Raw genomic sequence first — 26,481 nt, forward strand, 5'->3', positions numbered from 1 at the left:
CCGGACACAGCGGCTCGAAGCTCACCGATGCGTGTAAACAGGCTCACTGCCGCTTGCCCCCGTCCGCCGCGTAACCGATCAGCCCGAGGCACACGGCCACCGCGAAATGCCCGAGAGGGCGCGCAACGTCATAGGCGGCCACGGCAACGAAGCCGAGACTGCCCACCTGAAAGACGTTCGGGACAAGCGAATTAGCGACCGACCGGAGGGAGCGGCCCAGGTTGGGCCGATCCATGAATCTCCTAATCGTCGTCTTCTAGGAAGAAGTCCCTCTGCCGATTGGCAGGGGTAAGAAGCGCTTCCAGGTCCGAATCTGAATACTCTTCGTTGAAGTTCACGAAGGTCACATGAACCTCTTCATCGGCCGGTAGGGCCGTGAGGAAGAAGGCGTTAGCCAAAGCCGCGATACCGTCGATCTTCTCGCCCGACTTCGCCTTACTCGGCTTCACCAAACCGTCACCGGTAACGTCAAGCTCGACATTGTCCGCCATCCAACGAAGCACCGGATGCCCGCCGTGGTGCAGCTCCCGGCCCGCTAGAGCCGACTCAATCGCCTTCGAGGGATCGTTCAGCCGGGCCGCACTCTGCGGCACCTTCACCGCCGAAAGGCCCTGCTCCTCAAGCTCGTTCACAAGCTGAGTCGCATTCCACGGGTCGTAGCCGAAGAACCGGATACGGAACTCTTCAGCATCCTTCGCGATGTGTCGGAAGATGGCCTTGAAGTCGGTAGTCGGACCCTCGGTCACCGACAGGAAGCCTTCGCGCTCCCAAACCTCGAAGCTCGACCTCATGGCGCTTCGCTTCTCGACAGCCGGCCGAGGCACCCAGAAGTGCGGAAGCACTGTCCACCCCTCGGCGTCCGGATCCGTAGGACTGCCAGGGAACAGAAGCACCCAGGCGTTGAAGTCACCCGTCGCCGCCAGGTCAATACCGGCGTAACAGGGGCGGCCTCGAAGGGCTTCACGGGTCACCTTCAGCGATCCGTTCTCGTCCCAAAGGTGCATGTCCAACCAGCGGTTGGCCTGCGACACCCACTGATTCAGGCGGAACACGCGGAAGCTGTTTTGCGCCGTGGGCTTCTCCGCCGCTTCCATGGCTTCGGCCCGCAAGTTGTTGATGTTCAGGAAGGAGCCGAGGGCGGGATTCGCCAGGTACCAGCCCGTCCCCTTCGGGTACTCCGCCGAGGGCGGCTTGCCTTCGTCTTTCCAGTCCCAGTCATCCGGAACGTTCCGCGCGAACACGAAACGGGCGGGGTCTAGGTTCTGCTCCTCCCGAACACGAAGCGAGTGTTCGTGCTCTTCCAGAGCGAAGGCCGCAGTGCGGTATGCGGCCGTTGTCGCCGCAATCATGATGGGCTGTCGACGGGTACCGAAACCCTGGCGCATCGAGTCCCAAAGGTGTCGGTCCTTCTGCGTCAGAACCTCATCGAACAGAACCATGCTCGGGTTGGTTCCGAGGGCGCCCGCAGCATCACCAGGGAGCACCTGATAGAAGCTGTTGGTCTTGCGGTCGATGATGCGCTTCTTCGAGTCGATGATTTCGAGCCGCTTATTCAGGACCGGGTTCAGCTCGACCATGCGCTTCGCCGTGTTGTAGACCAGGCCGGCCTGGTCGCGGTCGACCGCGACGGAATAGACTTCGGCGGACTCCTCGAAGTCGCCGACCAGGCCGAGAAGCGCGAAGGCCGAAAGGAGTTCGCTCTTCCCGTTCTTGCGGGCCATCTCCAGCCACGCAATCCGGTACTGACGAACGTATTCCTCGTACTGGTCGTCAAACATCATCGTGCCGAAGAGCGGTCGAACGATCTCGTTCTTCTGCCACTCATCGAGAATGAACGGGGCGCCGGCGTGGCGCCCCTTCGTGTGCACGATCAGCTTTTCAATGAAGTTGACCGCGTGAGCCGCGCGCTTTTCGTCGTAGTAGAAGAAGCCTTCACGCGGATCGATGGGGCCAAAGGGGGAGCGGATAATCTCGCTCACGCTCACCCCCTAGTCGCCGGTCACTTCACGAAGGAAAGACCAGTTATCGGGGGTGAACGGTCACACTCGATTCCCCTTCGAGGAATTGCAGCCGAGGTGTGCGGCCTGGCAATTGCTGAAGACATGCCCCGGCGTGCCAGGGCCGTGCGACAGAGGAACGATGTGGTCGAGCGACTTACTGAGTGGCTTCGGAAACCTAATCACTCGGTCAATAGGCTGTCCGCAGAGCTGACAAACCCAGCCATCGCGATTGAACACCTTCGCTCGACTCACCGTCTCGTAGGGGACGCCCCACTCTTCGCAACGGCGCTTCACCGCATACTCGCGGCGCGACAGCCACCCTGCCGGCCTTCGTCGGCGTCGCTTCTTGACGCCAGAAACGGCGTTGCCCATCGGGTTACTCCTGCTAAATCTCAGTCGGGTACAGCCGGGCACTCTCGGCCGTGGTCTCACTGACCACCACCGTGCCCGCGTAGTCGAGAGTTCGTGAGTTCAGAACACGGCCGGGATTCAGGGCCGCATAAAGAGCGACCTTCGCGTTCATGTACGCCTTTGCCACGTTGTCGATCTCGGCCGATCGCGAGACCTCTTCAGAGAAGGGGAAGGTTTCGCTCTGGATGTCCTCGGCGAAGAAGAATGTGTAGGACCGCGAAGCGGCTGTTACCTGAGTCAAGACGAACCCGTTCGAAGGAAGCGTGTAAACGTATTGGGTGCGCGGCAGGATTGGAGCCTGCCTAACGTCTCATTGGATCTTTGATCCAGTGATCGCTGGCATACGTGACTGCGACTAGGGGCGCTACTCCTGGCTGTTGCAAGACGCTGGCAATGCTTGCCCGCCGCCGAGCACTCGCCCCCTGCTCCGCAGCCCTAGCAGGGCTGACCTGGCATTTTGCGCGGAGGTGCGATGCGTTGCCAGTGCTGGAAGTAACCGACCGAGACGCACAGCTCCCCCGCTCATATCGCTGGGACATACGCGCCCGCAGGTTTGGTCATATGCTGATGGGCGGATGCTCCGGAGCTCCATCTATGAGTCGCTTCTAGGAAGTTCAGAGAAGAGGGTCGATGGACGACAACAGCACTACGGAGCGGCGGAGTACCGATAAGAAGCGCAGACTGCAACGGTTCCGCCGATGGCTCCGCCAGTGGCCGAGCGGCAAAACCCTGGCGCGGCGGGCGGCGCTCGGTCTTGCCTATGCCCTGGGAACCCTGCCCATCAGCTTGCTCATGCATTGGCTCAACAGCCGCTAAGAAGGGGGGCACCCACGGACCGCGACGCCCTACGCGGGTCAACATGGGTGCTCAACCCCAGACCCCTAGACGGGGCATTGAATGCCCCGTCTAGCTCAGGAGAGAGAGAACCTGAGCGTCGGGGCCGTCCTCGGAGTCCGGCGCCACAGAAAGGCGCGTGCGGTCCGAGGGAGACAAGCCGAAGCGAGAACCAAACTTGATCATCAGGTCAGCCGCGTCTCGCATGACCTGGGCCGCCGGGTTCTTGACCAACCCGCCGTCTCTGCCGGCCACCAGGGCGCCGTACTCGGCCATGGCAGCCCGAGCCTGATCGAAGGTGGCCCACGACTCGCAGTAGGCGACCAGGTAGGCCCGGTCAACCCTCGTAAGCAAGCCCAGGCGATCCAGCTCCGGGACGATGCGGCCCCACTCGGCGAGAGCCTCGCCCTTCAGGTCTGCGGGCGGCCGAGGGGCGCCCCTGGTGGGCGCCGGTTCGCTGCCAGTGAGCTTCTTCTTCGAAGGGTTCCCCTTCAGCTCGACCAGCCTCGAAGGCGTCGGGGGCGGTCCGGGCATGTCTGCCACCTCTCTCGGTCTGGAATTCCCTTCTCTGGGAAACGTGTCGTCAATTCGCGCGGAGCCATCCGCGCTGATCAGGAGCCTAGGCCGTTGCACGCTCCGGAATCCGAGGCCATCCGAATTCCCACGAACTCAGGCGAACCCCCGCGCGCTCACAGAGAGGGAAGGCGGCGGGTGCGGAGAAGGCGCCCGGGATCCTTTCGGACCCCCCTTCCCCCTGTGAGACAGATCCGGACGGCTGATCTAGCGGCTTGTCAAGGCTGTATCTAGTGAGCCGTGCAGTCTGGGACTGGGGCAGGCGTGCCGGCCGAGCGGGAAAGCTCGACCGTTGACGGCCTGGCGGTGTTTGGCTTGGAGGGGGGTGCACCCTTTGGGAATGAGCGGGATCTAGTACCGCTTTCCCTTCCGGTAATCGTTCTCTCTTCGTGTATTGCATTGACGACAGAGAACACGAACGTTATCTAGTGTGTTCGATCCACCTTCCTTCAATGGAAGGATGTGGTCGCCTGTCAGGTCATTGCTTGTACCGCAGAAAGAACAGTAGGGCTGAAGCCTTACGGCTTCTGCTCTTACCTTCTGCCACTGGTAGTCGTAGCGTCCACGCGTGCGCGTGTTCTTGCTCGGGTGCTTACGCCTGCCCCTGCTATTGCCTGCGGCATTGGCAGTGCTGGCACATAGAGTGCAGGGCACCCCGAGGGGGTGCAGTCTTTTGTGACGGGGGCACATGCTGTACGGCACGGGGTACCCCCTTTCAGAGGGGGGCACCCTCTTCTATTGGGGCGCCGGTGGGCGCCCTTCTCAGTAGGGATAGACCTGTTAGAAGCCATGGCCTGTAAGCCATGGCGTTGAAGTAGTACCTCTATATAGGGGCGCCCTGAGAGGGGCGCCCTTCTGCTGCTCGCTCTTATCGCTCGCAGCTCTCCAGCGGCCTTGGCCGCTGCTGTGATCCCCCGATCCCCCCGGCCCTCGCTCGCTCCGCTCCCTCAGGCCGACCCCCTTACCCCCTTTGGGAGACGTAGACCTGTTGCCCTGGCCGATCCCTCACGGGACGGCCTCTGACCTGGGCAGCCTTGCAACCGCCAGGGCAGCGAAGCTAGGTTTTGGAACACCAGCAGAACGGCGCCGATGGGCGCCTTTTCTCGGGCTGGAAACTAGCATTTGGAATGCCTGGGAAAGGTGCCGCTGTGACTCTGCTTAAGGCCCTTCAGATGATCTCCCCGTTCGAAGGGATGCCCTACTACGAAACCGCCGTGGCGCAACTCCACGTAGCGGGGTGCAAGGGGAAGCGCGAGCTTCACGGGGCCGCCTACCGCATCCGCAACGCATTCTCCGCCTATCAGTACGCCATCGACTACGGAAAGACTGACGCCGAATGAATCTCCTTGCGCTGATCTTCTACACGATCTACTACACGGGACTCTTCGCCTTCGTCTACTGCGTGACTCGGATACTCATGAGTTCGGCGTGCGGAGAGGCCGAGAACGACTGTGAGTAAGGGCCTTCCTTCGGCCCCTCGAATACTGGAGCTGTGCGCCGGTTATGGCGGGGTCGGGATGGCCGTTGAAGCTCTCACCGGGGGCCGCGTTACGTGGGTGGCAGACAACGACCCCAACAAGGCGAAAATCCTCGCCCGGAGGTTCCCCGGGGTGCCGAACCTCGGGGACATCACGCTCATTGACTGGGCAACGCTGGCAGATCAAGGCGTAGACATTCTGACGGCCGGTTTTCCGTGCCAGGACATTTCGAATGCGGGGAAACGGGTTGGTATCGAAGGCTCCCGCTCGGGAATCTGGGCGAACGTCGCCGAGGCCGTACGCGCGCTTCGACCGAAGCTCGTCTTCCTGGAAAACGTCGGAGCAATACGAAGCCGAGGACTCGACCGCGTACTCGGGGACCTGGCCGCGTGCGGGTATGACGCGCAATGGACGTGCTATCGAGCGTCCGCCGCTGGTGCCCCCCACCACAGGGATAGGTGGTTTTGCGTTGCAGCTCCTTCCGACTCCCACCGCCGCTGACGGCCGCCGAGGACCGGACTATGCGAAGGCTGGCCGGCCTGGGGCAGGGGGCGACGATCTCGTAACCGCCATGGCCCGACTCTGGCCCCGAGACAAGAGCGAAAAGCTGTTCAAGACCCCTACCGCGAACTTGTCGCGCAACGGGGCTCCCCAGCACCCCGCGAAGCGCAAACAGGGCGGCCACGGGCCGACCCTCGAAGATGAGACTTGCTTCCTGCTGAACGTCGAGCCTGGGGCCGCTTACGGGGGCGACTTCTCGCCCCCGGAGTGGTGGGGCGACTTCGCCCCGGCCGTACGGCGTTGGGAAGTACTCACCGGCCAACCTGCGCCCGTTCCAGTGGAGTTCGGGCCCCGCGGTGGCCTTCGTCTGGCCCCCCGCTTTGCCGAGTGGCTCATGGGCATCGTGAGCGGATGGATCACGAAGGTTGAAGGTCTCGACAGGGGCGCACAGCTGAAGGCCATCGGTGATGGAGTCGTTCCGCAACAGGCGTTCGCCGCCTTCGCTCACCTACTGGGCGAGATGGAGAGGGGGAGTCGTGAAGGCCTCGGCGACGCTGCCTAGCGAGGAGATGGCCAGGGCCGTCTACAACGCGCACGCCTTCCTTCCGGCCCGTTCCATGGTGAAGACCGCGCGGCTGCACCTCTCCCCCGCCGGCCTCCGGGCCACCGGGACAGACGGATACGCCATAGGCCAGGACACAGCCCCTTTGGAGGACTACGAAGGCCCCCGTGAAGGCGTCACGCTGCACGTCGGCCGAGAGGCCCTGGCGGACCTTGACACCGCAGGCAGGAAGGACAAGAAGGGCTTCGGCCGCTTCGAGATCAGCACCGGTGACGGCCTGATTTTCCGGCCCGGCAACAACGACACCCCTACGGCCGCCCAGGACGCTTCGGCCCAGGCCGACGAGCGGGTGTGGGAGATGCTGGACAGCCTGTTTACACGCCTCGAAGGGCGGCCCCTGGCCGTGCCCGAGGTGGTCGCGTTCGACCCGGCCCTACTGGCCCGCTTCTCGAAGGTGAAGGCCCCGAAGGGGAAGGACGGTCTAGGACGCGCGCTAGACGTGCTGATCTTCGACTCGAAGGAACCGATCCTCTGCCGCATCGGCCCCACCTTCCGGGGCGTGATCATGCCTATCGACAGGGACGTTCACGCCGAGAACGTCGGGCCCGACGGCCTTTGGTGAGGCACCGAGAGCGGACATAGAAGAACCCCCCGACCCTTCTGGGCGGGGGGTTCTTCTGTTGCGCGCCCGTGGGCTACTTCTCGCCCTGGTGGTGCGCCACATAAGCGGCCAGTGCTTCGCGGAATCGGCGGCCATCGTCGTTACCCGGGACCTTGATGCGTTGCGGATTCAGGGCCAAGACAGCCGCTCGGGCTTGTTCCTCGCCCTTCCCTCCCTCGACGGCGCGCGTGAGCGCGGCCACGGCCAGGACCACCTTTTCCGACAGCTCTGTCGTCCCGATCAGGGGCCGTGCAGCTTCGAGTAGCTCCGCCTGGGTCGCGCCCCCGCTATCCTCGGGCGCCGGAGCCGCTTCCGCCCGGGGCTTGAGAAGGTCAGGGTTCCAATCCTCGATCGGGATGACCCCATGCGCGCTGCGGCCACCCTTCCGGGGTGCCGGGGTAGTCACCTTCACGGTCGTACCCAGTTCATAGAGCTCGAAGAGCGGTCCGGCATGCTCCGGGCAGAGATCCACGGTCTTCGACTCATTCCAGATGATCGTGAACTCCTGCACGTCGTCTGACGTACCGCACACGTCGCACCGGCTGATCAGTTCCTTAGCCACGGCCCACCGCCCTTCTCTCGCCCAGGTCCACGATCTTACCGGGGTCGAGATCGGCGGTCAGGAACGGTTTGCCCTTGATCATGTATGCATACCGTTGGCGCTCGATGTCCAGGCCCAGGTATCGCTCCGTGGTGCTCACTTCCTTGTGATTCAAGGCGGCTTGAACGATCCGAAGCGCGTTGTCGTGGCCGTGTTCCCTGGCGTCCTCGTAGAGGATGCGAGCGAAGGACCGGCGCAGGGTATGCCATGCGTCCCCCGGGTCAAGCTCGATGCCCGCGGCTTCCGCCACGTCTTTGATGATCACATGGGGATGACTGATCATGGCTTCGGGATTCAGGACGCGTTCAGGGTTGTGCACCTGGGCATGACCAGGCATGAACATGGGCCGGAGGCACACCGGAAAGAGGTAGTGCGACCGCTTCAGCGTCCCCACGGCTTCCGTGTAGTGGGTGAGCCATACCCGAAGCTCTCGTTCGAGGTCGAGCGAGAGCGGTACCGTCACCTCTTCGTCAGTCTTGGGCAGGTAGACGTAAAGCTCTTCCTTCTGGAATGCCACGTCACGGACCCGCATCCGAAGGGCCTCAGAGATGCGAAGGCCGGTGTTCGCGATGAAGGCGATCAAGGCCCTATCGCGGGGGAAGGTCGCAGCATCGAGCAAGCGGCGAAGCTCATCCCGGGTCATCCGGTAGCGGTTGCGGTTGCTCTGCGTGGACTTCTCGCGGAGCCCCTCCGTGAGCTGGTCCACGGTGCGAAGGGTCCATTCGCGCCGCTCGCAGAATCGCAGGAAGCTGCGCATGTTCACGCGGTAATTCGCCAGGGTCGTACTGCCGGCCGTGTCGGCGAGGCCGCCCGGCCCATAGAAGAAATCTTCGATGTGCTGGCTTCGCAGGGTGCTTACGTGGCAGTCGCCGACGCGCTCGACGAAGCGCCGGTACAGGCTCCGCAGGTAGTACGGCGGCCGAGTCGACTTCGACTGTGCCGTTCGGTGGTCCACGTACTCCTGCGTGGCGATACTAAGTTTTGGTGTAACCGGCCTAGCCATCCCAAACCTACCTTTCGGGGCGTCCATGGACCGCCGCAGGGCAAGTCTGATCAGCGCCTTTCGAGGGATCCTAGCATTTGGAAACTAGAGTTCAGGACAACTGCACGCTCCACGTCGACCCCGGGTTCCCGGTCTCGATCGGCGAGCGCGTGTCCATCGGGCACAACGCCGTGGTGCACGGCTGCACCGTCGAGGACGACTGCCTCATCGGCATGGGCGCCACGGTCCTGAACGGTGCGGTGATCGGTGCCGGTTCGCTGGTGGCCGCGCAGGCGCTGGTCCCGCAGGGCATGGTGGTCCCGCCCGGTTCGCTGGTCGCGGGCGTGCCGGCCAAGGTGCGGCGCGAGCTGACCGACGAGGAGCGCGAGGGCATCAAGGTCAACGCCCTGATGTACGCGGACCTGGCCAAGCAGCACCGGGCCGCCGTCCAGCCCCCGCAGTAGCCCTACGCACGCCCGCGGCCGGAGGGCATCCGGCCGCGCGGCGGTCCGCTACTCGGCTGCGGCCGTCTCCGCCGCGGCCGTCCCCGACGCGGCAGCCGCCTTCTTCATGCGGCTGCGGAGCACCAGCGTCACCGTGAGGCCGATCAGCAGCGCCAGCACCAGCGCCACCCAGGAGAAGCCCTTCAGCCAGGGCTCCGCGACGATGCCGATCGAGTAGATGACGGCGGTGGTACCGCCGGCCCAGAGGATGCCGCCGAGGATGTTCGCGACCAGGAACCGCCAGTACGGCATGTGCAGCACGCCGGCCAGCGGGCCGGCGAAGATCCGCAGCAGCGCCACGAACCGCCCGAAGAAGACGGCCCACATGCCCCACTTGTCGAAGGCGCGCTCCGCCTGGGCCACGTGCTCCGGCCCGAAGTGCCTGGGGAAGCGCCGGCCGAGCCGGTCCAGCAGCGGCTTGCCGCCCCTGCGCCCGATCGCGTAGCCGATCGAGTCGCCGACGATCGCCCCGGTGGACGCGCAGATCCCCAGGACCACGGGGTCGATCTCGCCGTGCTGCGAAGCCAGCAGCGCCGAGCTGACCAGGATGATCTCCCCCGGCAGCGGGATGCCGAGGCTCTCCAGCCCGATGACCAGACCCACCAGGAGATAGATGCTGACCGCCGGAATCGTCTCCAGCCATTCCTGGATGTGCACCGGTACGTCCTCCCGTATCGCGGCGGCGCGTCCCCTGTGACACGCCGAACGGGCAGCCTATCTGCTGTTGACCACAGCCTTTGCCGTCAGGTGGAGTTCGCGGGAGGAACGGCCCGCGAACACTTCACGACGGCCTGAACCCAGCACCCAGGCGTGCCGTTCGGGATCCCAGGAGGACAGCGCGCGGGCGTCGACGTCGAGGACCACCTGCTGCGCCTCGCCCGGCTCCAGGGTGAGCCGCCGGTAGCCGGCCAGCGCGCGCACCGGCTGGTCGAGCTTCAGCTCCGCGGAGGGGCCGATGTACACCTGGGCCACCTCGGTGCCCTTGCGGCGCCCGGTGTTGCGGACCGTGAACTGCACGCGCAGCCCGCCGCGCTCCGGCCGGACGCTCAGCTTCTCGTACTCCCACGTCGTGTACGAGAGCCCGTACCCGAACGGGAACAGCGGCGCCACCTGCTGCGCGTCGTACCAGCGGTGCCCGACGTGGATGCCCTCGCCGTACTCCTGCCGGCCGCCCACCCCCGGATAGCGCAGGGGGTCGCCGGCGACCGGGGTCGCCTGCTCGTCGGCCGGGAAGGTCTGGGTGAGCCGGCCGCCCGGGTCCACGTCGCCGAAGAGGATGTCAGCGGTGGCTGCGGCCCCCTCCTGGCCCGGGTAGTACATCTGGAGGACCGCTCCGGTACGGGAGAGCCACGGCATGGTCGTGCTGGAAGAGGTGTTGAGCACGACCGTGGTGCGGGGGTTCGCGGCGGCGACCGCCTCGATCAGCCGCGCCTGCCCGCCCGGCAGGGCCAGCGAGGTCCGGTCGCTGCCCTCGGTGGCGTCCTCGTAGGCGAACAGCACGACGCTGCGCGCCTGCGCGGCGGTCTTCACGGCCTCGGCGAGGTCGGCGGCCCGGGTGGCCTTCGTGGTGTGCCGCAGCCGGAACCGCTGGCCCTTGTCCCCGCCCTCGGCGAAGACGGCGAGCCGGTGGGTGCCGGCCGTCAGGGCGAGGGTGCGGCGGCGGACGGCGAGCCCGTCGGGCGCCCTGCCGAGGAGTCCTCCGGCGAAGTACTCGGCCACGCCCTGCCGGACGGGGAACAGCTCCTCGCCGTCGAGGCGCACACTCGGCCGCTTCCCGGTGTAGTGGACGAGCAGCGTCCACTCGTCGTCCGCAGCGAGCGTGAACTCGCCCTCGTGGCTCCAGCTCCGCCCGGCGTCCGCCCTCCGGTCGTCGAGGTCGGCGGCCGGGGTGAGCAGCTTCGCCGGGAGCGGGCGGCCGTACAGGTCCTCGCCGAGGGCGTGGCGCACCGTACTGCCGTTCCCGGCGCGCTGCCGGATCGCGTCGAGCGGGGAGAGCGCCTTGTCGGGGACCACGTGCGCGCTGCCCCCGCCGCTGACGAAGGGCACCTGCCCGGTGGGTCCGATCACGGCGATCGAGCGGGCCGCGGCGCCGGTCAGCGGCAGGGTGGCGTGCTCGTTGTGCAGCAGCACCGCACCCGCGGTGGCGACCCGGCGGGCGACCCGGGCCCCGGCGGCGGCGTCACGGGCGGGCCGGGCCGGCGGGTGCGCCGCCAGCAGTCCGAAGCGGTCCATGGTGGCCAGGATCCGGCGTACGGCGAGGTCCACGGCGTCCTCGCGGACGGAGCCGCCGCGCACGGCCTCCTGGAGGGGGCCGCCGAAGTGGGTGCCGCCGGGCATCTCCATGTCGAGACCGGCGCCGATGGCGGCGACGGTGCTGTGGGCCGCGTCCCAGTCGGACATCACCCAGCCGCCGAACCCCCAGCGCCCGCGTAGCAGTTCGTCGAGCAGCGGTTTGTTCTCGCAGGCGTACGTGCCGTTGACCTTGTTGTACGCGCCCATCACCGCGCCCGCGCCGGCGACGACGGCGGCCTCGAAGCCCCGCAGCTCCGTCTCGTGCAGGGTCTGTTCGGCGGCCACGACGTCGACGGTGTCGCGGCTCTGCTCCTGGTTGCCCAGGGCGAAGTGCTTGACGGTGGCGATGAGCCCTTCGTCCTGGATGCCGCGGACCATCTCCGCGACGAGGTCCGCCGTGAGTCTCGGGTCCTCGGCGAAGGTTTCGAAGTTCCGCCCGGCGTAGGGGGTGCGGATCAGGTTGGCCATCGGGGACAGCAGCACGTCCTGGCCGAGCGCCCGGCCCTCGCTGCCGATGACCCTGCCGTACTCGCGGGCCAGCACCGGGTCGAAGGCGGAGGCCAGCATCACGGGCGCCGGCAGTGCGGTGGCCGGTGTGGCGACCCGTACGCCGGCCGGCCCGTCGGCGAGCCGCAGCGCCGGGATGCCGAGGCGCGGCACACCGGGCAGGTACCCGGCCTGGCCGAGCGGGGCGGGGTCCCGGCCGCCGTGCAGCAGGGTGGTCTTCTCCTCGAGAGTGAGCCGCTCCAGGAGGGCTTCGATCCGGGCGGTGCTGCCGGGCCGGGCCTCGGCCGGGGTGGCCGCTGCAGTCGCCGGGGCCGTACGGGGGACCGCGCCGGGCGGCACCGCGGCCACGCAGCCGCCCGTTCCCAGGGCGACCCCCATCGCCCCGAGCAGCCGCATCGCGCAGCGTCTGGACACGGCCTCGCTCATGGCGCTCCCTGCGGCTGCGGTCGGCGGGAGCGGCCCGCGCCGGACCGCTCCCGCGCCCACTGTGCGCCGCCGGCCCTCCCGGGTCCGCTCAGACGCGCCACCGCTGCGCCGAGGTTCAGCCCTGCGGCGGCGGTTCCAGCGCGTCGGCCTCGCGGCGCGGCCCGTCCTGTGCCCGGACGCGCACCTCGGTGCGGTGCCCGCGCGCGATGTAGTCCCGTACGACGGCCTCCACCGCGTCCTGGGGCGAACCGATCCCGGCGAGGACCATCACCTCCACCACGAGCTCGGCGTCGAGACTGATGTCGACCTTGGCCACGGCCACCTCCTGATCGTCGGACGCGGACTCCAGCGTCCCCCGCGCCCCACCGCAGCCGAAGGCGACTCCCCGGCTCCGGGCGCGAACCGATCCGTTCCGGCCGCGCTGCGCTGTGCTGCGCGGCGCACACGGAGCACCCGGCGCCGGCCGGAAACACGGAACCCGCCCGAGGACGACGGTTCTCCCTCGTCCTCGGGCGGGTCCTCGACCGGCGGCGTGGCCGGACTACGCGTTCGGGCGCAGCGTCCAGACGACGGTCATCTCGCCCGTCACGGCCTCGTCCTCGCGCTGGATGGCGATGGTGACGGGGAACTCCGGGCGGCCGCCCGCGTCGAGTTCGGCGACGACCTCGGCGGCCGGGCGGCCGAGGGTGGCGGTGGCCGTCACGACGCCCTTGGCGAGCTTCTTGTAGCCGATCTCGGCCTTCACGGCGAGGGGTACGGCGCGCGAGAGCTGGTCGCCGAAGGCGGCCAGGACGATCGCGCCGCTCGCGGACTCGGCGAGGGTGAACATGGCGCCGGCGTGCGGGCCGCCCACGTGGTTGTGGTAGTCGGGCTGGTCCGGGAGCCGGACGACCGCGCGCTCGGGGGTGGTCTCCAGGAACTGGAGGTTCAGGGTCCGGGCCATCGGCACCGTCGCGGCGAGCAGTTCGCCCACGTTCATCTGATCTGCGCTCATGGAACTCGATGTTACCCACGAGTAGATGCGCTTGGCCAGACCTCTCACGGGGGCGGACGTGGCTCCTTGCAGCCGCTCCCACTATCGTTACCGGCCATGTGGCCAGGACAGCAGCAGCCGCCCGGGGGACAGCAGAACCCTCAGGACGCGCATCAGAACCCGTACCAGCAGCAGCCGGGACAGCCGGGACAGCAGCCGAACCCGTACCAGCAGCAGCCCGGCTACGGATACCCGCAGGCGGGCTACCAGACGCCCCCGCCGGTGCAGCCGTGGGGCCAGCCCCAGCAGGCCGTGCCGCCGCAGGGCGGCGGCGGGAGCCCGTACGCGACCAAGACCGTGGCCATCGTCGCGGCGGCCGCGGTCGTCGTGGCGGCGGCCGCCACCGGCGCGTTCGTCCTGACCCGGGACGACAAGAAGAACGACGAGGCCGACAACAAGCCCGCCGCCGCCTCCTCGGCCCCGGCCACCTCCGAGGCCCCGGCCTCGCCCGGCGCCAACCCGCGCGCCGGCGGCGACGTCAAGCCGGTGATCCCGGGCTGGAAGGTCGTCGTCAACCCCAAGTACGGCACCGCCTTCGACGTCCCGCCGGAGTGGAACGTCTCGAGCGCCGGCGTCATCGCCGGCTTCGAGGACGCGGTCAAGAACGACGGCAAGCCGGTCGTCAGCTTCTCCGCGCCGGCCTTCCTCAAGGAGGACTGGTGCAAGGTCGACTCCAACAAGGACGGCCGTGAGGAGTCGACCGAGCTCGCCGGCACCGGCACCAAGGGCGGCCAGGGCGCCAAGGACACCGCCGAGGCCGTGAAGAACGAGGCCGGCAACTGGGCGTTCGCGGCGTTCGCGCAGAAGGCGCCGAAGGGCACCGTCAAGGTCTCGGAGCCCAAGGAGTACACCACCTCCTCCGGCCTCAAGGGGCACATGGCGACCGCCACGGCCACCGGCGTGCCCAAGGAGAACAAGTGCTCCTCGGACGGCAAGTCGATCGCGTTCAGCTTCAAGACCGCGAACGGTGACTTCTCCAGCTGGGTCCTCTTCGCCGCCTCGGGCGTCCAGGGCGAGGTCCCCCAGGAGACGATGGACAAGATCCTCAGCTCGGTGCGCCTGAACGGCACCGCAGGCAACAGCTGACGCACAGCTCACACATCACAGGTCCCCCTGTGCGCACCGTCCGTTCGACCCCGCGCCCCGGGCCGTAATCCGTTTGGATTCTCGGCCCGGGGCGTGGATAGTCCGGGGGTGAGTTCTCCCCCCACCGCCCCGCCCCGTACGACCGCACACCGCCGCCGGCCCGCCTGGGCCGGCCGCAACTACACCCTGCTGACGGGTGCCGCGGTCGTGACGAACCTCGGCAGCCACGGAGCTCTCATCGCGTCGGCCTTCGCCGTCCTGGAGGCGGGCGGGTCCGGCGGGGACGTCGGCCTGGTGGCGGCGGCCCGCACGCTCCCGCTCGTCCTCTTCCTGCTCATCGGCGGCGCCCTCGCCGACCGGATGCCGCGCCACCGCGTGATGGTCACGGCCAACGCCCTCAACTGCGTCTCGCAGGCGGCCTTCGCCGTGCTCGTCCTGACCGGGCATCCGCAGCTGTGGCAGATGATGCTGCTCACCGCGCTCTGCGGAACCGGTACCGCCTTCTTCAACCCGGCCGCCGAGGGCATGCTGCTCTCCAGCGTCTCCGGCGAGCACGCCAACCGCGCCTTCGCGCTCTTCCGGATGGCCATGAACGGAGCCGGCATAGGCGGGGCGGCGCTCGGCGGGGCCATGATCGCCGCGATCGGCCCCGGCTGGGTCCTGGCCGTGGACGCCGCCGCGTTCGCACTGGCCGGAGCCCTCCGCGCCTTCCTGGACGTCAGCCACGTCCCCGACCGGGCCGCGGGGGGCGGCCTGCTGGCGGACCTGCGCGAGGGCTGGGTGGAGTTCCGGACCCGGCCCTGGCTGTGGAGCATCGTGCTCCAGTTCTCCGTGGTCGTCGCAGTCGTCGGTGCGGCCGAGGCGGTCTACGGTCCGCTCGTCGCCCGCGACCAGCTGGGCGGGCCCGCCCCCTGGGGCCTGGCACTGGGCTTCTTCGGCATCGGCACCATCGCCGGGGCCGTCCTGATGATGGTGTGGAAACCGCGCCGGCTGCTGCTGGTCGGCACCCTGTGCGTGTTCCCGCTGGCGCTGCCGTCGGCGGGACTGGCGGTCCCGCTGCCGGTGTGGGGCCTGTGCACGGTGATGTTCGTCAGCGGCACGGCCATCGAGGTGTTCGGCGTGAACTGGATGACGACCATGCACCAGGAGATCCCGGAGGAGAAGTTCTCCCGCGTCTCCGCGTACGACTGGTTCGGCTCGGTGTCGATGCTCCCGCTGGCCACCGCCGTGGCCGGCCCGGTCGAGTCGGCCTTCGGCCGCACCTCCGCCCTGTGGGGCTGCGCCACGCTGGTCGTGCTGGGCACCGCGGCGGTCCTCTTCGTCCCGGACGTGCGCCGGCTGACCCGCAAGCCCTCGCCCCCGAAGGCCTCCTCGATCCCGGCCGCCGCCGCTCCCGACCCGGCAGCCGCGACCACCGGGGGTTAGGGCGTGTCCGGCGGACCAGGGCCGGACACCCCAAGGGCTGTCCCGTAATCCCCGGTGGATCAGCGCGCGGCGTCAGATGCGGTGCATCGCAAGGCGGAGGAGCGTCCTCACACTGGCTGTATCCGGGCGTTCCGACAACGCGGCGAGGCGCCGTAGCTGTCGTGGTGCGCCCGCCGGGGATTACGGGACAGCCCTTAGCCCAGGCTGAACGCACCCTCCGGCGGCTCCGGCGAGGCAACGGCATCCGCGTCCCCGACCGGCACCGCCCCCTTCATGAACCGGGCCAGGGCCGCCCCCTCCTCGACCCGCGCGGGAAACGCGTCCGCCGCGCAGAGCCGTGACAGCGCTGCCAGCGGCAGCTCCGCGTCCGAGGCGAGCAGCACCGCGTTCCCGAACCGCCGCCCGCGCAGCACACCCGGCTCCGCGACGAGCGCGAGCTCTGCGAACACCGCCCCGAAATTGGCTAGCTGGGCCCGCAGGAAGCCGAACGGCGCCCCGTCGGCCAGGTTCGCCGCGTAGAGCCCGCCCGGCCGCAGCACCCGGGCCGCCTCCCGCGCGTACTCCACGGAGGTCAGCTGCGCCGGCACCCGCGAACCGCCGAACACGTCCGCGACCAGTACGTCCGCGCTGTCGGCGGCCGCTCCCTCGAGCCAGGCCCGTGCATCGGCGGCGTGCACCGTGACACCCGACCCGGCCGGCAGCGGCAGGTGCTCCGCGACCAGCTCCACCAGAGCGGCGTCGAACTCCACCACCGCCTGCCGGGAGCCCGGCCGGGTCGCCGCCGCGTACCGGGGCAGCGTCAGCGCGCCGCCGCCGAGGTGCAGCACGTCCAGCGCAGTCCCGGGCTGCGCCACGCAGTCCAGGACGTGCGCGAGCCGGCGTACGTACTCGAACTCCAGGTACTCGGGATCGTCGAGGTCCACGTACGACTGCGGTGCGCCGTCGACGGTCAGCAGCCAGGCCCGCTCCCGGTCCACGTCCGGCATCAGTTTGGCGGTGCCCTGGCCCACGTCCCGGACGACCGGGATCTGTTCGTCGCTCACCGCACCATTGTCCGGTGTCCGGCAAGCGGTACGTCAGGCCGCCCAGACGGCGGCCGCCTCGGCCGCGTGCTCCGCCGCCTGCGCGAGCCCGGCCCGCGCCGCCGGGTCCCGCCGCGCCGGGTCGAGGACGTTGCGCCCGAAGGCCTTGCGGGCCTGCGCGGACGGGGTGATCAGCAGCACCTGCGCCCCCGCCGCCCGCAGCCGCGCCGCCTGGGCGGCCGGTGAGGGCACGAGCCCGGATCCGAGCGCCAGCGGCGCGAGGATCACCACCCGCGCACAGCCGGAGGCGAGGTCGGCATTGGTCGCCGACCGGATCCCGCCGTCGATGAACCGGCGTCCGCCCACGGTGACCGGCGGCCACACCCCGGGCACCGCGCAGCTCGCCGAGACCGCGTCGACCAGCCCGGCCCCGCTCTCCCGGTCGAAGGCCGCGAGCTCGCCGGTGAGCGCGTCGACGGCGGTGACGACGAGCCTGCGCTCGGGCCACTCGTGCGAGACGAGCCGGGCCTCCAGCACCTTGCGCCGCTCCGCCTCCCCGCCGGTGTCGGCGGCCAGAGCGAGGGCGCCGACCCGCCTGCGGTAGCTCTCCGGGTCCCGCGAGCGCACCATCGCGACGGCGTACCGGGCGACGAGCCCCGCCCCGAGCCGGGCCACGGCCTCTCCGGCGGGGTCGCCGAGCTGGCGTTCGTACAGCTCCCGGGGGGTGAGCAGCCCGGAGGTGAGCTGGGCGCCCACCACCGAGCCCGCCGAGGTGCCGACGACGAGCTCGGCGGCGGTCAGGTCCACGCCCGCCCGTGCGAGCCCGTAGAGGATCCCGGACTCCCAGCCGATGCCGGTGAGTCCCCCGCCGCCCAGAACCAGTGCCGTACCGCCGCCGCCCATCCCGGCCCACCCCTTCTTCGCATGCCCGTGGTGACGGCAGTCTGGCGCAGCCGGACCGCCGCCACCACGGCAGGGCGTCAGCATCGACGCCACTACGGGGCGATTCAGTCGAGCACGGCCGTGACCGTCCCCGCGCCGACGGTCCGCCCGCCCTCACGGATCGCGAAGCCGAGCCCCGCCTCCAGCGGCACGTCCCGTCCGAGCTCGACGGTCATCGCGACCGTGTCGCCGGGCCGGGCCTGCCCCGCCCCGCCCAGGTCCACGTCCCCCACCACGTCGGCGGTGCGGATGTAGAACTGCGGCCGGTACCCGGACGCCACCGGTGTCGTACGCCCGCCCTCCCGCGCGGACAGCACGTACACCTGCGCGGTGAAGCGGCGCCTGGGGACGACGCTCCCGGGCGCGGCGACCACCTGCCCGCGGCGCACTCCGTCCCGCGGCACCCCGCGCAGCAGCAGCGCGACGTTGTCCCCGGCCTCGGCGGACTCCATCGGCTTGCCGAAGGTCTCCAGGCCGGTCACCACGGTCTCGGCGGGCTCGCCGTCGCCGCCGAGGACGCTCACCCGGTCGCCCATGCGGACGCTGCCGCGCTCGACGGCGCCGGTCACGACCGTCCCGCGTCCGGTGATGGTCAGGACGTTCTCCACCGGCAGCAGGAACGGCGCGTCCGTGTAGCGCACCGGCATCGGCACGTACGTGTCCACGGCGTCGAGCAGCGCCTCGATCGCCCCGGTCCAGCGCGGGTCGCCCTCCAGCGCGCCGAGTCCGGAGACCCGTACGACCGGTGCGGCGTCCCCGCCGTATCCGTTGGCGGTGAGCAGCTCGCGGACCTCGAGCTCGACCAGGTCGGTGAGCTCGGGGTCCCCGGCGTCGGCCTTGTTGAGCGCGACGACGATGTGGTCGACGCCGACTTGCCGGGCGAGGAGCACGTGCTCGGCGGTCTGTGGCATGACCCCGTCGAGCGCGGAGACGACGAGGATCGCCCCGTCGAGCTGCGCGGCACCGGTGACCATGTTCTTGACGTAGTCGGCGTGCCCGGGCATGTCCACGTGGGCGTAGTGCCGGGTGTCGGTCTCGTACTCGACGTGCGTGAGGTTGATGGTGATGCCGCGCCGGGCCTCCTCCGGGGCCCGGTCGATCCGGTCGAACGGCACGAAGGAGGCGCCGCCGCGCTCGGCGAGGACTTTGGTGATGGCGGCGGTGAGGGTGGTCTTGCCGTGGTCGACGTGACCCATGGTGCCGATGTTGAGGTGCGGCTTGGTGCGCACGAAGGCCGTCTTGGCCATGATGTCTTCCCGAGTGCTTCCGAAGCTGGAGACGGGACCCCTGGAGCGAACCGACCCTCCCCCTGTGGGGTCCGCCGGACGATCCGGGAAGGGTCAGCTTCGTGCGCCGTCGAATGCGGCGAAGGCAGTTGCCTCGAAGAATTCGAGGGCCTCGATCGCCTCGAAGGGGAAAGCGGCAGCCTTCGGCGCGTCCGCGACTGCGGACGGCGCTGCGGGGAAGGCGTACCGGGACATGCCCCAGATCCTGCCGGACCGCCCCCGCCGCGTCGAACGAATTACCGCGCGGACAGGGGGTGTCCGGCGGGTCAGGCCCTATAGGTTCTTGATCGCCTCGCGCACCGACAGCGGGGAAAGGCGTTCCCGTTCCGCCGCTACGAAGGCGCGGACCGCCTCCGGGTCCGTCTTCGCGTACTCGCGCAGCGCCCAGCCGATGGCCTTGCGGATGAAGAAGTCCGGGTGCCCGCCCTGGCGGCGGCAGTACGCGAAGAGCCGCCCGGTGTCCGTCGCGGACTTGTAGCGGAGCTGGTGGAGGAGGGCGGTGCGGGCGAGCCAGAGGTCCTCGTCCCCGATCCACTGGTCCGTGACGGCCGTGAGCGTCCGGTCGGCGGCCACGAGCGGGCCGACCGCGTGGGCCGCGAGGTGGTCGACGGTGTCCCACCACGGGACGGTGACGATCAGCTGCCGGACCACCGGCAGGAAGCCGGAGGAGCACACCCGGACGTGCCGGATCAGATAGTCCACCGCGAAGTAGTGGTACTCGCGCTCCGGGAGCTCCCAGCACCTCAGCACGAGCGCCGCCACGTCCGCCTCCGCCGGCTTCGGGGTCTGCGCGGTCACGGCTTTCGACAGCTCGCGCCGCAGCGGGGTGCGGATGCCGAGGAAGGGCGCGACGTCCTTCATGTACGCGGCCATGGACCGGGCCTGCGCCGGGTCGGCGGCCGCCCCGTACGTCGTGGTGAGGCGGTCGAGGAGGGTGTCCGCGAGGGCGCTGCACGGGACCTTCGGGGGTCGCTGGTCGTTCGGCCGCATGAGGCCCAGATTACGGCGCGACGCCGCATTGGTCGGCTAGTCTCCCGGGATGTCCCTCCTCCTCGCGCCGTGGACCCGGCTGTCGCTGCTCGTCGTGCTGCTGCTGGCGGCCGGCGTGTGCGTCGTGCTGTACGAACCCCAGCGCATCCTGTCGGAGGGCTGGCCCCCGGGTCTGCCGGTGGGCGCGGCGGTCCTGCTGTTCGCGGCAGCGTACGGGGTGGCCACGGCGGCCCTGGTTCCGCGCCCGCTGCTCAACCTGGCGGCGGGGGCCGTCTTCGGCATCCCGTTCGGCCTGGCCGCGGCGGTCGGCGGCTCCGTCATCGGCGCCGGGATCTCCTTCGGGCTGGGCCGGATGATGGGCCGGGACGCCGTACGGCCGCTGCTGCGCGGCCGCTGGCTGCAGGCGGCCGACGACCAGCTGGCCCGGCACGGCTTCCGCTCGATGCTGGCGGTCCGCATCTTCCCGGGCCTGCCGTTCGCGGTCGCCAACTACTGCGCCGCCGTGTCCCGCTGCGGCTGGCTGCCCTTCCTCTTCGCGACCGCGATCGGCGTCGTCCCGAACACGGCCGCGTACGTGGTCGCGGGCGCGAGCGCCTCCTCGCCGGACTCCCCCGCCTTCCTCGCCTCCTTCGGCTTCATCGCCGTCTCCGCGGTGGCGGCCGCGGTCGTCGGGTGGCGCAAACGGCACCGGCTGGCGCCCGTGCCGGTGCGTGAAACATACGATCATGCGCCCCAGCACCCCCCTGTGGTCAGCGCCGCTCCCCACGGGCCCTAGCATCGGACCCGAACTGCCCGACGATCACAAGGACGAGCGCACCCCGACATGAGCTGGTTCGAATCCCTAATCCTCGGTCTCGTCCAGGGGCTTACGGAGTTCCTCCCGATCTCCTCCAGCGCCCACCTCCGGCTGACCGCGGCATTCGCCGGCTGGCAGGACCCGGGCGCGGCCTTCACCGCGATCACGCAGATCGGCACCGAGGCCGCCGTGCTGATCTATTTCCGCAAGGACATCGCGCGGATCATCTCCACCTGGTTCCGCTCCCTGTTCACGAAGGCGCTGCGCTCGGAGCAGGACGCCAAGATGGGGTGGCTGGTGATCGTCGGGTCGATCCCGATCGGCGTCCTCGGCCTGGCGTTCAAGGACCAGATCACCGGACCGGCCCGTGATCTTCGGCTGACCGCCACCACCCTGATCGTGATGGGCGTCGTACTCGGCATCGCGGACCGGCTGGCCGCCCGCGACGAGGAGGGGGGCCGGCACCGCGCCATCCGCGAGCGCAAGACGCTCAAGGAACTCGGCGTCAAGGACGGCCTGATCTTCGGACTCTGCCAGGCGATGGCCCTGATCCCGGGCGTCTCCCGCTCCGGTGCGACGATCTCCGGCGGTCTGCTGCTGGGCTTCACGCGTGAGGCGGCCGCCCGCTACTCGTTCCTCCTCGCCATCCCGGCCGTGCTGGCCTCGGGTGCGTTCGAGATCAAGGACGTGGTCGAGAGCCCGGGTCACATCACCTGGGGGCCGACGATCTTCGCCACGGTCATCGCGTTCTTCGTGGGCTACGCCGTCATCGCGTGGTTCATGAAGTTCATCTCCAGCAAGAGCTTCATGCCCTTCGTGGTCTACCGGATCGCCCTGGGCATCGCGCTGTTCGTACTGATAGGCATGGGTGTGCTCAGCCCCTTCGCCGCCGAGTCGGCCGGCTGAGAGCGCTGCCGCTCACCGCTTCGCGTGAACCGGAGGCCGCTCGGGAACGTTCCCGGGCGGCCTCCGCGTCGTTGTGCCTGAAGAGACCTGAAGAGACCGGAAGGCAAGCAGCAGGGGGTGTCCCATGGGTCGAGTGGTGCTGGAGCGGTTTCCGGCCGGAAGTCCGAGGGGAAGCTGGCCCGCCGAGGAGTACGCAGCCGAGCGGATGCGCGAGGGCGTGCCGGCCGAAGTGGTGATGGACCTGGCCACCGACGCGTTCCTCGTCGTGGTCCGGCAGCGGGAGGCGCATTCCGGTCACTGATCGCCCGCGCGGAGATCCGGTGCGCGCACGCCCCTTGGCCTCGCCGCCCCGCACCCCCACACTGACCCGATGACGCAGCGTGTGGACCTCGCCACGGTCATGGACCGGCTGGCGATCGACGAGGTGGTCACGGGGTACGCGGTGGCCGTGGACGACGGCGACTGGGCGGCGTACCGGGCGCTGTTCACTTCCGCCGGACGGGCCGACTACAGCTCGGCGGGCGGGATCGAGGGCCCCGCCGCCGAGGTCGCGGACTGGCTCGCGGAGACCATGAAGCTGTTCCCGGTGCGCCAGCACCTCATCGTCAACCGGCTGATCCGGCTGGAGGACCTCGGCGGCTCCCCCGGCGACCGCGCCGAGGTGCGCGCCGACTTCCTCAACCCGATGCGGCTGGCCGGCGAGGAGTTCGACGGGTCGGTGACCGCGCCGAACTTCGTCGCCGCCGGCCGCTACACCTTCGATCTCGCCCGCACCGCCCGCGACGGCTGGCGGCTCACCCGCGTCACCGTGCACGAGAAATGGCGGCACGTGTCCGCGTAGACCGTCTCCGGACCCTGCTCGAACGGCCGCCCGGGCGGCCTTGTTCCACACTGGAAGCGGAGGCGCGTCATGCTCTCGAAGCGGACCCGGTGCTGGCGTGCGGCGGCCGCGGCCGCCGCCGGGGCGCTGGCCTGCCTCGCCTTCCCCGCCCCCGCGCTCTGGTGGTTCGCCTACGTCGCCCTCGTGCCCTGGATGCTGCTGCTGAGGTCGGCGCCGACCGGGCGGCGCGCCGCCCTGGAGGGCTGGCTCGGCGGCGCCGGCTTCATCGTCGCGGTCCACCACTGGCTGCTGCCCAGCCTGCACGTGTTCCTGCTGCCGCTGGCGGCCCTGCTGGGGCTGCTCTGGATCCCCTGGGCCCTACTGGTGCGGGAGTTCCTCGGCGGGGTCCCGGATCCGGGCCGGGCGACGGCCGCGCTGTTCCTCGTGCCGGCGGGCTGGCTGCTGTCGGAGCTGGCCCGGTCCTGGCAGGGGCTGGGCGGGCCGTGGGGGCTGCTGGGGGCCAGCCAGTGGCAGGTGGCGCCCGCACTGCGGCTCGCCTCGGTGGGCGGGGTGTGGCTGGTGAGCCTGCTGGTGGTGGCGGTGAACTGCGGGCTGGTGCTGCTGATCGCGGTGCCGGGCGCCCGGGTCCCGGCGGTGGCCGGGATGACGGGGTGCGCGGTGCTGACCGGGGTGGTGTGGCTGTGGGTGCCGCGGCCCGAGGTGTCGGGCACCCTCCGCGTGGCCGTCGTACAGCCGGGCCTGGTGGCGGACGGCCCGGACAGCACCGACCTCCGGTTCGCCGCCGGGGAGCGGCTGACGCGGACGCTGGCCGGGCAGCCGGTGGACCTGGTGGTGTGGGGCGAGAGCAGCGTCGGGGCGGACCTGGCGGCGCGCCCGGACCTGGCCCGGCGGCTGGCCTCGCTCTCCGCCGAGGTCGGCGCCCCGCTGCTGGTCAACGTCGACGCCCGGCGTCCGCCGGGCCCGGCTGCGGCGCCGGCCGCCACGGCGGCCGCCCTGCCCGACGGCGGCATCTACAAGAGCTCCGTCCTCGTCGGCCCCCACGGGCCGACCGGCGACCGGTACGACAAGATGCGCCTGGTCCCCTTCGGCGAGTACATACCGGCCCGGTCCCTGCTCGGCTGGGCCACATCGGTCGGCAAGGCCGCCGGCGAGGACCGCCGGCGCGGCGAGAGCCCGGTGCTGATGCACCTGCCGGGGCGGCCCGGTGTGCGGTTCGGCCCGCTGGTCTGCTTCGAGTCGGCCTTCCCCGACATGAGCCGCCGCCTGACCCGCGACGGGGCCGCCCTGCTGATCGCCCAGTCGGCCACGTCGAGCTTCCAGCACAGCTGGGCGCCGGCCCAGCACGCCTCGCTCGCCGCCGTGCGCGCCGCCGAGAACGGCCGCCCCGTGGTGCACGCCACCCTCACCGGGATCAGCGAGGTGCACGGCCCCTCGGGCGAGCGGATCGGCCCGGCGCTGGCGACCTCGGAGCGCGCGGCGCAGGTGTACGAGGTCCCGCTCGCCGGCGGCACGACGTTCTACGTCCGCTTCGGGGACTGGCCCGTGGGGGCCGCCCTCGCGCTGCTGGCGGCGTACTGCACGCTCGAAGGCGCCCGGTCGCTCGGGCTCAGGAAGCCTGCTCCAGAGCCGACGACACCACCTGCTCGCACAGCTCGTGGGTGAGCAGCGCGTCGCGGGCACTGACCGTCCTGCCCGCCGCGACGGACTCCAGGAAGGCGTCCACGGCCTGCTCGATGCCGCGCTGGCGGGCGACCGGCACCCAGTCCCCGCGGCGCCGAACGGTCGGCTGGCCCCGGTGGTCGATGATCTCGGCGAGGTTGACGACCTGCCGCTTGGTTTCCTGCCCGGACACCTCGAGGATCTCCTCGTTTGAGCCGGACAGCCGGTTCATGATGCCGAGCGCGGTGAAGCCGGCGCCGGACAGCTGCAGGACGACCTGGTGCATCAGCCCGTCGCGCACCTGGGCCCGGACGTCGATGTGGTCGCTCTCGCCGGGCAGCAGGAAGCGCAGGGTGTCGACGACGTGGATGAAGTCGTCGAGGACGAAGGTCCGGGGGTCCTCGGGCAGCCCGATCCGGTTCTTCTGCATGACGATCAGGTCGCGAGGGTGGTCGGCGCACTGCACGTAGCCGGGCGCGTGGCGGCGGTTGAAGCCGACGGCGAGCGACACCCCGCGCTCCTCGGCCAGTTCCACCAGCCGCCGTGATTCCCCGAGCTCGTAGGCGAGCGGCTTGTCCACGTACGTCGGCACGTCCGCTTCGAGCAGCCGTGTCACGATCTCGGGGTGAACGGCCGTCGGGGCGTGCACGAATGCCGCGTCGAGGCCTTCGGCCAGCAGCCCGTCGAGGTCGGTGTGCCGTCGTCCGGCCGGGATGTGGTGCACCTCCCCGATCCGTTCCAGTGTGGCCGGAGTACGGGTCTGCAGGTGCAGCTCGACGCCCGGGCGGGCGGTGAGGACGGGCAGGTACGCCTTCTGGGCGATGTCGCCGAGTCCGATGACGCCGACCTTCACCGGGAACCTCCAGGTTGATCCATACGGGACTTCCGCAGCTTAATCCCTGGTGGCGGGGCCTGCGTTCGCCGAGGATGTCGACCATGACCACCATCACCGGATCCCACCGCACCGAGCCCTCCACCACCGCGAACGAGCGGGAGATGCTGGACGGCTGGCTCGACTACCACCGTGCCACCCTCGCCTGGAAGTGCGAGGGGCTCGGGGACGAGCAGCTGCGCCGCGCCGCGCTCGCCCCCTCCGAACTGAGCCTGCTGGGCCTCGTACGGCACATGGCGGAGGTGGAGCGGTACTGGTTCCGGGAGATCATGCTGGGCGAGGACCTCCCCGAGCTGTACTGCACGCGGGAGAACCCGGACGGGGACTTCCAGTTCGGCGCCGGCGACACCGGGGCCGAGGCCGAGCAGACCTGGCAGACCGAGGTCGAGCTGGCGCGCCGGGCCGCGGCGGGCCGTTCGCTGGACCTGCTGTCGGATCCCGGGAGCCACCACCGCGGCGAGACGTTCAGCCTGCGCTGGGTCTACACCCACATGATCGAGGAATACGCGCGCCACAACGGGCACGCGGACCTGCTGCGCGAGCAGATCGACGGCGCCACGGGCGACTGAGGCCCTCCGGTGCGAGCGGGTGCCGGGCCGGTGTCCGGCGGATGTCCGTCACCCGTGCGGGGTCAATATCGGCTCCGGGTTTTCGCAACGGGGTCCTCGCACAGCAGAGTTGCGCGAGTGCATCCAACGCGAACCACGACAAAGCTGCTGCTCGGAGTCGCCTGTGCCGTCTCGGCCGTCTCCGGCTGCGTGAATGTGACCCCCGCCCCGATGCAGCCAGCGGCCGCCCCCGGCACCACGGGGGCGCCGCCTCAGTACGAGCAGCGCGGCGGACCGGGGGCCGCGCCGGTGGCGGTCCAGGCGCCCGCCCTGGAGGCGCTGAAGGCCGTACCGGGGCAGTCCGCGCAGCCGGCGGCATCCGCCGCGGGCCGGCGGGCCGCGCCCCGCAGCGCGGCGGTTCCGGCGGTTCCGGCGGTTCCGGCGGTTCCGGCGGTTCCGGCGGGCGCGGCGCCCGGGGCGCCCCCACAGGGCGTCCCGCCGGTGCCGGACATCCCGGAGCCGCACCGGCCCGCTGCACGCCGCTCAGCGGGCGAGGGGGGCCGTACGGACCCGTCGGGGCCGGACGCGCAGGTGCCGCGCCGGCTGGTGAAGGAGCTGCCGGTCCGGCCCGCCGACGTGTGCGCGCTGGGCCGCCGGCACGGCCGCTGGCACCCGGACAGCCCGGAGGCCCGCATCTGCGCGGGCGTACACGGCGACTGAGCGC

At 70.1% G+C, this 26,481-nt stretch carries 32 protein-coding genes and 1 pseudogene; 15 read left to right on the top strand and 18 right to left on the bottom strand.

What is annotated here, in order from left to right; all coding sequences use genetic code 11:
* Positions 1-43: 43 nt before the first annotated feature.
* The 4 genes from ACZ5WG_RS07450 to ACZ5WG_RS07465 are packed head-to-tail and all read right to left on the bottom strand — an operon-like array spanning position 44 to position 2,652.
* Entirely contained in the window at positions 44-235 is a 192-nt protein-coding gene (locus tag ACZ5WG_RS07450) for a hypothetical protein (RefSeq protein ID WP_468721344.1), read from the bottom strand.
* Positions 236-242: 7 nt separating this feature from the next.
* Positions 243-1,979, bottom strand: coding sequence for a terminase large subunit (locus ACZ5WG_RS07455; protein ID WP_468721345.1), 1,737 nt, complete (start codon positions 1,977-1,979; stop codon positions 243-245).
* 60 nt (positions 1,980-2,039) lie between these two features.
* Positions 2,040-2,372 (bottom strand): HNH endonuclease, encoded by a 333-nt coding sequence (locus ACZ5WG_RS07460; RefSeq protein ID WP_468721347.1) that lies wholly within the window; start codon positions 2,370-2,372, stop codon positions 2,040-2,042.
* Positions 2,373-2,385: 13 nt separating this feature from the next.
* Positions 2,386-2,652, bottom strand: a complete 267-nt coding sequence (locus ACZ5WG_RS07465; protein WP_468721349.1) for a hypothetical protein — start codon at positions 2,650-2,652, stop codon at positions 2,386-2,388.
* Between the two features lie 389 nt (positions 2,653-3,041).
* Between ACZ5WG_RS07465 and ACZ5WG_RS07470 the strand changes: the two genes are divergently transcribed.
* On the top strand, positions 3,042-3,227 hold the full coding sequence (locus ACZ5WG_RS07470) for a hypothetical protein (protein WP_468721351.1): 186 nt from the start codon (positions 3,042-3,044) through the stop codon (positions 3,225-3,227).
* A 90-nt stretch (positions 3,228-3,317) separates the two neighbouring features.
* Here the strand turns inward: ACZ5WG_RS07470 and ACZ5WG_RS07475 are convergent, their stop codons facing one another.
* Both ACZ5WG_RS07475 and ACZ5WG_RS07480 read right to left on the bottom strand, forming a co-directional pair.
* Positions 3,318-3,779 carry a phage terminase small subunit P27 family gene (locus tag ACZ5WG_RS07475; RefSeq protein ID WP_468721353.1) on the bottom strand — a complete coding sequence of 154 codons (462 nt, stop codon included), beginning with the start codon at positions 3,777-3,779 and terminating at the stop codon, positions 3,318-3,320.
* 390 nt (positions 3,780-4,169) lie between these two features.
* On the bottom strand, positions 4,170-4,508 hold the full coding sequence (locus tag ACZ5WG_RS07480; RefSeq protein WP_468721475.1) for an HNH endonuclease: 339 nt from the start codon (positions 4,506-4,508) through the stop codon (positions 4,170-4,172).
* Positions 4,509-4,966: 458 nt separating this feature from the next.
* Here ACZ5WG_RS07480 and ACZ5WG_RS07485 point away from each other — a divergent pair, with 458 nt between their 5' ends.
* From ACZ5WG_RS07485 to ACZ5WG_RS07500, 4 genes are all read left to right on the top strand, one after another.
* Complete coding sequence (locus ACZ5WG_RS07485; protein ID WP_136222569.1) at positions 4,967-5,158, top strand: hypothetical protein; 192 nt, start codon at positions 4,967-4,969, stop codon at positions 5,156-5,158.
* A complete protein-coding gene (locus tag ACZ5WG_RS07490) occupies positions 5,155-5,277 on the top strand; it encodes a hypothetical protein (RefSeq protein WP_468721354.1) in 123 nt (40 codons plus the stop codon). The genes ACZ5WG_RS07485 and ACZ5WG_RS07490 overlap by 4 nt, the downstream gene beginning before the upstream one ends.
* 58 nt (positions 5,278-5,335) lie before the next feature.
* Positions 5,336-5,797 (top strand): DNA cytosine methyltransferase, encoded by a 462-nt coding sequence (locus ACZ5WG_RS07495; RefSeq protein WP_468721355.1) that lies wholly within the window; start codon positions 5,336-5,338, stop codon positions 5,795-5,797.
* A gap of 536 nt (positions 5,798-6,333) precedes the next feature.
* Positions 6,334-6,981, top strand: a complete 648-nt coding sequence (locus ACZ5WG_RS07500; RefSeq protein WP_468721357.1) for a hypothetical protein — start codon at positions 6,334-6,336, stop codon at positions 6,979-6,981.
* Positions 6,982-7,054: 73 nt separating this feature from the next.
* On the opposite strand, the gene ACZ5WG_RS07505 is transcribed toward ACZ5WG_RS07500, so the two are convergent.
* Complete coding sequence (locus ACZ5WG_RS07505; RefSeq protein WP_468721358.1) at positions 7,055-7,582, bottom strand: hypothetical protein; 528 nt, start codon at positions 7,580-7,582, stop codon at positions 7,055-7,057.
* The gene (locus ACZ5WG_RS07510; protein ID WP_468721359.1) at positions 7,575-8,576 is read right to left on the bottom strand and encodes a tyrosine-type recombinase/integrase; all 1,002 of its coding nucleotides are present in this window, start codon (positions 8,574-8,576) and stop codon (positions 7,575-7,577) included. Before ACZ5WG_RS07510 ends, ACZ5WG_RS07505 begins: the two co-directional genes overlap by 8 nt.
* Before the next feature lie 128 nt (positions 8,577-8,704).
* Here ACZ5WG_RS07510 and ACZ5WG_RS07515 point away from each other — a divergent pair.
* Positions 8,705-9,067: pseudogene (locus tag ACZ5WG_RS07515) on the top strand (gamma carbonic anhydrase family protein); the annotation flags it as partial.
* A gap of 48 nt (positions 9,068-9,115) precedes the next feature.
* Here the strand turns inward: ACZ5WG_RS07515 and ACZ5WG_RS07520 are convergent.
* From ACZ5WG_RS07520 to ACZ5WG_RS07535, 4 genes are all read right to left on the bottom strand, one after another.
* Positions 9,116-9,763, bottom strand: coding sequence for a DedA family protein (locus ACZ5WG_RS07520; protein WP_468721361.1), 648 nt, complete (start codon positions 9,761-9,763; stop codon positions 9,116-9,118).
* Between the two features lie 57 nt (positions 9,764-9,820).
* Positions 9,821-12,331, bottom strand: a complete 2,511-nt coding sequence (locus ACZ5WG_RS07525; RefSeq protein WP_468721363.1) for a beta-glucosidase — start codon at positions 12,329-12,331, stop codon at positions 9,821-9,823.
* Positions 12,332-12,446: 115 nt separating this feature from the next.
* Positions 12,447-12,647, bottom strand: coding sequence for a DUF2191 domain-containing protein (locus ACZ5WG_RS07530; protein ID WP_468721364.1), 201 nt, complete (start codon positions 12,645-12,647; stop codon positions 12,447-12,449).
* 225 nt (positions 12,648-12,872) lie between these two features.
* Positions 12,873-13,325 (bottom strand): DUF4442 domain-containing protein, encoded by a 453-nt coding sequence (locus tag ACZ5WG_RS07535; protein WP_189973593.1) that lies wholly within the window; start codon positions 13,323-13,325, stop codon positions 12,873-12,875.
* 96 nt (positions 13,326-13,421) lie between these two features.
* Here ACZ5WG_RS07535 and ACZ5WG_RS07540 point away from each other — a divergent pair, with 96 nt between their 5' ends.
* Positions 13,422-14,450, top strand: a complete 1,029-nt coding sequence (locus tag ACZ5WG_RS07540) for a DUF8017 domain-containing protein (protein WP_468721365.1) — start codon at positions 13,422-13,424, stop codon at positions 14,448-14,450.
* 108 nt (positions 14,451-14,558) lie between these two features.
* The gene (locus ACZ5WG_RS07545; RefSeq protein ID WP_468721366.1) at positions 14,559-15,875 is read left to right on the top strand and encodes an MFS transporter; all 1,317 of its coding nucleotides are present in this window, start codon (positions 14,559-14,561) and stop codon (positions 15,873-15,875) included.
* A gap of 194 nt (positions 15,876-16,069) precedes the next feature.
* On the opposite strand, the gene ACZ5WG_RS07550 is transcribed toward ACZ5WG_RS07545, so the two are convergent.
* The 5 genes from ACZ5WG_RS07550 to ACZ5WG_RS07570 form a co-directional block, all read right to left on the bottom strand.
* Positions 16,070-16,861, bottom strand: a complete 792-nt coding sequence (locus ACZ5WG_RS07550) for a spermidine synthase (RefSeq protein WP_468721476.1) — start codon at positions 16,859-16,861, stop codon at positions 16,070-16,072.
* A 90-nt stretch (positions 16,862-16,951) separates the two neighbouring features.
* On the bottom strand, positions 16,952-17,800 hold the full coding sequence (locus tag ACZ5WG_RS07555; protein WP_468721367.1) for a patatin-like phospholipase family protein: 849 nt from the start codon (positions 17,798-17,800) through the stop codon (positions 16,952-16,954).
* Positions 17,801-17,904: 104 nt separating this feature from the next.
* On the bottom strand, positions 17,905-19,086 hold the full coding sequence (gene tuf, locus ACZ5WG_RS07560) for an elongation factor Tu (RefSeq protein WP_468721368.1): 1,182 nt from the start codon (positions 19,084-19,086) through the stop codon (positions 17,905-17,907).
* A gap of 93 nt (positions 19,087-19,179) precedes the next feature.
* On the bottom strand, positions 19,180-19,320 hold the full coding sequence (locus ACZ5WG_RS07565; protein WP_468721369.1) for a hypothetical protein: 141 nt from the start codon (positions 19,318-19,320) through the stop codon (positions 19,180-19,182).
* Between the two features lie 78 nt (positions 19,321-19,398).
* Positions 19,399-20,115: a DNA alkylation repair protein gene (locus ACZ5WG_RS07570; RefSeq protein WP_468721371.1), complete on the bottom strand. Its 717-nt coding sequence runs from the start codon at positions 20,113-20,115 to the stop codon at positions 19,399-19,401.
* Positions 20,116-20,164: 49 nt separating this feature from the next.
* On the opposite strand from ACZ5WG_RS07570, the gene ACZ5WG_RS07575 reads away from it, so the two are divergent.
* From ACZ5WG_RS07575 to lnt, 5 genes are all read left to right on the top strand, one after another.
* Entirely contained in the window at positions 20,165-20,890 is a 726-nt protein-coding gene (locus tag ACZ5WG_RS07575) for a TVP38/TMEM64 family protein (RefSeq protein WP_468721372.1), read from the top strand.
* A gap of 48 nt (positions 20,891-20,938) precedes the next feature.
* A complete protein-coding gene (locus ACZ5WG_RS07580) occupies positions 20,939-21,817 on the top strand; it encodes an undecaprenyl-diphosphate phosphatase (RefSeq protein WP_468721373.1) in 879 nt (292 codons plus the stop codon).
* Between the two features lie 124 nt (positions 21,818-21,941).
* Positions 21,942-22,118 (top strand): hypothetical protein, encoded by a 177-nt coding sequence (locus tag ACZ5WG_RS07585; RefSeq protein ID WP_099893904.1) that lies wholly within the window; start codon positions 21,942-21,944, stop codon positions 22,116-22,118.
* Between the two features lie 69 nt (positions 22,119-22,187).
* Positions 22,188-22,658, top strand: coding sequence for a nuclear transport factor 2 family protein (locus ACZ5WG_RS07590; protein ID WP_468721374.1), 471 nt, complete (start codon positions 22,188-22,190; stop codon positions 22,656-22,658).
* Positions 22,659-22,727: 69 nt separating this feature from the next.
* Positions 22,728-24,320, top strand: coding sequence for an apolipoprotein N-acyltransferase (gene lnt, locus ACZ5WG_RS07595; protein WP_468721375.1), 1,593 nt, complete (start codon positions 22,728-22,730; stop codon positions 24,318-24,320).
* Here lnt and ACZ5WG_RS07600 read toward each other — a convergent pair.
* A complete protein-coding gene (locus ACZ5WG_RS07600; protein WP_468721377.1) occupies positions 24,265-25,170 on the bottom strand; it encodes a Gfo/Idh/MocA family protein in 906 nt (301 codons plus the stop codon). The genes lnt and ACZ5WG_RS07600 overlap by 56 nt on opposite strands.
* A gap of 83 nt (positions 25,171-25,253) precedes the next feature.
* On the opposite strand from ACZ5WG_RS07600, the gene ACZ5WG_RS07605 reads away from it, so the two are divergent.
* Entirely contained in the window at positions 25,254-25,778 is a 525-nt protein-coding gene (locus ACZ5WG_RS07605) for a DinB family protein (protein ID WP_468721379.1), read from the top strand.
* Between the two features lie 117 nt (positions 25,779-25,895).
* Positions 25,896-26,477 (top strand): hypothetical protein, encoded by a 582-nt coding sequence (locus ACZ5WG_RS07610; protein ID WP_468721380.1) that lies wholly within the window; start codon positions 25,896-25,898, stop codon positions 26,475-26,477.
* The last annotated feature ends 4 nt before the right edge of the window (positions 26,478-26,481 follow it).

The sequence above is a fragment of the Streptomyces sp. NPDC032745 genome, from assembly GCF_055579465.1.

Excerpts from the sequence above, each read along its gene's own strand:
- ACZ5WG_RS07450 (WP_468721344.1), bottom strand. The coding sequence starts at position 235 with ATGGATCGGCCCAACCTGGGCCGCTCCCTCCGGTCGGTCGCTAATTCG.
- ACZ5WG_RS07460 (WP_468721347.1), bottom strand. The coding sequence starts at position 2,372 with ATGGGCAACGCCGTTTCTGGCGTCAAGAAGCGACGCCGACGAAGGCCG.
- ACZ5WG_RS07470 (WP_468721351.1), top strand. The coding sequence starts at position 3,042 with ATGGACGACAACAGCACTACGGAGCGGCGGAGTACCGATAAGAAGCGC.
- ACZ5WG_RS07475 (WP_468721353.1), bottom strand. The coding sequence starts at position 3,779 with ATGCCCGGACCGCCCCCGACGCCTTCGAGGCTGGTCGAGCTGAAGGGG.
- ACZ5WG_RS07480 (WP_468721475.1), bottom strand. The coding sequence starts at position 4,508 with ATGTGCCCCCGTCACAAAAGACTGCACCCCCTCGGGGTGCCCTGCACT.
- ACZ5WG_RS07490 (WP_468721354.1), top strand. The coding sequence starts at position 5,155 with ATGAATCTCCTTGCGCTGATCTTCTACACGATCTACTACACGGGACTC.
- ACZ5WG_RS07495 (WP_468721355.1), top strand. The coding sequence starts at position 5,336 with ATGGCCGTTGAAGCTCTCACCGGGGGCCGCGTTACGTGGGTGGCAGAC.
- ACZ5WG_RS07525 (WP_468721363.1), bottom strand. The coding sequence starts at position 12,331 with ATGAGCGAGGCCGTGTCCAGACGCTGCGCGATGCGGCTGCTCGGGGCG.
- ACZ5WG_RS07535 (WP_189973593.1), bottom strand. The coding sequence starts at position 13,325 with ATGAGCGCAGATCAGATGAACGTGGGCGAACTGCTCGCCGCGACGGTG.
- ACZ5WG_RS07540 (WP_468721365.1), top strand. The coding sequence starts at position 13,422 with ATGTGGCCAGGACAGCAGCAGCCGCCCGGGGGACAGCAGAACCCTCAG.
- ACZ5WG_RS07550 (WP_468721476.1), bottom strand. The coding sequence starts at position 16,861 with ATGCCGGACGTGGACCGGGAGCGGGCCTGGCTGCTGACCGTCGACGGC.
- ACZ5WG_RS07555 (WP_468721367.1), bottom strand. The coding sequence starts at position 17,800 with ATGGGCGGCGGCGGTACGGCACTGGTTCTGGGCGGCGGGGGACTCACC.
- tuf (WP_468721368.1), bottom strand. The coding sequence starts at position 19,086 with ATGGCCAAGACGGCCTTCGTGCGCACCAAGCCGCACCTCAACATCGGC.
- ACZ5WG_RS07565 (WP_468721369.1), bottom strand. The coding sequence starts at position 19,320 with ATGTCCCGGTACGCCTTCCCCGCAGCGCCGTCCGCAGTCGCGGACGCG.
- ACZ5WG_RS07570 (WP_468721371.1), bottom strand. The coding sequence starts at position 20,115 with ATGCGGCCGAACGACCAGCGACCCCCGAAGGTCCCGTGCAGCGCCCTC.
- ACZ5WG_RS07575 (WP_468721372.1), top strand. The coding sequence starts at position 20,165 with ATGTCCCTCCTCCTCGCGCCGTGGACCCGGCTGTCGCTGCTCGTCGTG.
- ACZ5WG_RS07580 (WP_468721373.1), top strand. The coding sequence starts at position 20,939 with ATGAGCTGGTTCGAATCCCTAATCCTCGGTCTCGTCCAGGGGCTTACG.
- ACZ5WG_RS07585 (WP_099893904.1), top strand. The coding sequence starts at position 21,942 with ATGGGTCGAGTGGTGCTGGAGCGGTTTCCGGCCGGAAGTCCGAGGGGA.
- ACZ5WG_RS07590 (WP_468721374.1), top strand. The coding sequence starts at position 22,188 with ATGACGCAGCGTGTGGACCTCGCCACGGTCATGGACCGGCTGGCGATC.
- lnt (WP_468721375.1), top strand. The coding sequence starts at position 22,728 with ATGCTCTCGAAGCGGACCCGGTGCTGGCGTGCGGCGGCCGCGGCCGCC.
- ACZ5WG_RS07605 (WP_468721379.1), top strand. The coding sequence starts at position 25,254 with ATGACCACCATCACCGGATCCCACCGCACCGAGCCCTCCACCACCGCG.